At 42.4% G+C, this 2572-nt stretch carries 1 protein-coding gene and 2 pseudogenes; all 3 read left to right on the plus strand.

What is annotated here, in order from left to right:
• The first annotated feature begins 319 nt into the window (after positions 1 to 319).
• Entirely contained in the window at positions 320 to 754 is a 435-nt protein-coding gene (locus tag A5295_RS04085) for a cytidine deaminase (protein ID WP_064621773.1), read from the plus strand.
• Between the two features lie 65 nt (positions 755 to 819).
• Positions 820 to 1794 (plus strand): annotated as a pseudogene (locus tag A5295_RS04090) (Fic family protein); the annotation flags it as partial.
• 596 nt (positions 1795 to 2390) lie between these two features.
• Positions 2391 to 2572, plus strand: a pseudogene (locus tag A5295_RS06360) (hypothetical protein); the annotation flags it as partial.

The raw sequence follows: 2572 nt of genomic DNA on the forward strand, positions 1-2572 counted from the left end.
AGATGTGTATAAGAGACAGTTACTGATCTCTGTCAGTAATAGTCACTTCTTTTTATGAATCTTAAAGTCAGGCTCAATGTCCGTCCTGTTTAGCCGGTGATTAGTTAGGGTAATCGGTCAAAAAGTGTGAGAGTTGAGTTGCCTTAATAGATGTCACTATGTTGAGTTGCCGAGTTAGATGTTGGTGTAGTTGTAGCTGTGAGATAGATGCCTAATTCGGATAATAGTTTTCGGCAGGAAAGATCATGATGAAACTGTAGTATATGCGAATAGGAAGGCCTATGCGATAAATTCAGGTATTTTAGGAGAAAAGGAATATATGGATATTTGGGATACAATGTATGAAAAGGCGAAGCCACAATTTCATCCAGAGGAAGTTTCTCCATTCATTTACGCACATCATGTTGTATGTGCAATAGAAGCTGAAAACGGAGAAATTTTCACGGGTTTCTGCATTGAGAGCTGCAGTGGTGTTCTTAATTTGTGCGCAGAACGCGTGGCCGCTCTTAATATGTATGTGAATAGCGGACAGACGAAGGTGAAGCGCTTTATCGCATTCCGCGACAAGGCACCTTATGGCGCGGGAAGCGGTATGCCTTGTGGAGCGTGTAGAGAGTTCTTTTATCAATTGAATGAAGAAAATGAAAAAATGGAGATTATGGAGGACTTTGAACAGCGGAAGACTGTCACGTTGAAGGAGCTCATGCCAAATTGGTGGGGCAAAGATAGATATGCTGAAGCGAAAGCAAAATGACCGTCCCGCTTGTATAGACAGATCAAGTCTCCCACACTGCCATCCCGGTTTCAAGCCTTCGCCATGATCTTATGGATCGAGCAAGGAGAATGGCGAGAGTGAATACTGCGCACCATCTGTGGGTTGACATGACGGATGAGGAAATGCTCAGAAGCTGCGGACTCATACTTGAGGATCCGGAAACGAACAAAGAAGGTATCACACTTGCGGCAGTCTTGCTCTTTGGTACGGATAACCGTATCATGTCCGTGTTACCTCAGCATAAGACAGACGTTATTTTCAGAGTGTTCAATGTTGATCGTTATGATGACAGGGATGTGGTGATCACAAACCTGATTGAAAGTTATGATCGTCTGATGGAATTTGGAAAGAAGCATCTGAATGATGTTTTTACATTGGATGGTGTCCAGCGGATAAGCGCCAGAGATAAAATCCTGCGTGAGATTATTTCCAACCTGCTCATGCATCGTGATTTTTCCAGTGGATATGTACCGAAGCTTGTCATTGAACGGAATAAGATTACAACAGAGAATGCGAACCTTGCACATGGACATGGCAACCTAAATCTGAACACATTCAAGCCATTCGCAAAGAATCCGCCGATAGCAAAAGTGTTCCGTGAGATAGGTCTTGCTGACGAACTGGGAAGCGGTATGCGCAACAGCTATAAATACACGAAGATGTATTCTGGTGGAGAGCCTGTCTTTACAGAGGCAGATGTTTTTACGACAGTGATTCCTCTTTCTGAGGCTGCAACTGCCAAGGTCGGGCCGACCGAAGAACTTGATCCAAGGGAACAAGATAGGGAACAAGATAGGGAACAAGTAAAGGAGCAAGTTACGATACAAGCTCTCCTTCAATTTTGTATCGTTCCTCGTAGTCGGAAAGAAATGCAAGAATTTATGGGGCTGACCGGTAGAAGAAACTTTTCTGAAAAATATATCAAGCCTTTGCTTAGTGCAGGAAAAATAGAAATGACGATACCAGATAGGCCAAACAGCAGGAACCAGAAATATAAAAAAGTGAACATTGAAGATTAAAAAGCGACCATTGGAGACAGAAACCATATATCGAATAGAGGAAAACGGACATTCAACGTACAGTATTGGTTTCACAAATAGGTATGTCAAGACGATGGGATTTCGGACTTATTTCCTCAGAGTGAAGTCTTGAAATGAACGTCAAATCTACGGATTTGCATATCATGGGTAGGAACATGGCCTTTGACCTGTTTCCGAGAACAGACAAGGGTAAAATCGGTGTGTTTTCCTCAAAAAATGCGCTTTGACCAATTCCTGCGAACGAGCACGAATCTGTCTATACACTCGACATTAAGATGAAGCAGTCGAGCCATACAGAATCAGTGGCGCTCCTTTACAAATCGCACTGAATCGCAATAGCGTTTTGATGATTTCTACTGTGCCTGCAGCCTGTTGTAGCGTTTTCGTTCTGACATTTGTTTGTGTTTGTGAAGGTGAGTGTAAGACTAAATAATCTTGTTAGAAAGAAAAATTTGTGTTAGTTTGCAATATTTAATAAAATACTCTCATTGGTGTAGCATACGCAAATAACAGTACCCGACGCGCATCTTAACAATGCGGATCAATTCGGGTTTTCTGATTTTTGAGGAGAGAGAATGATGCGTAAAGCAACGAAAATGTTATCTGTACCGATTATTAGTATCTCACTAGTATTGTGTTCAGCTGAAGTGTCTTCCGCTAACACATTGACAGAGCGCGGTAACTTCACATATGCTGCTGGTAGCCTATCTTCTACTACAACTATGACAGATGCAGACTTGGATGCGTTGATCCGTGC

It is taken from the genome of Gardnerella sp. 26-12, from assembly GCF_001660745.1.
Taxonomy (GTDB): Bacteria; Actinomycetota; Actinomycetes; order Actinomycetales; family Bifidobacteriaceae; genus Bifidobacterium; species Bifidobacterium swidsinskii.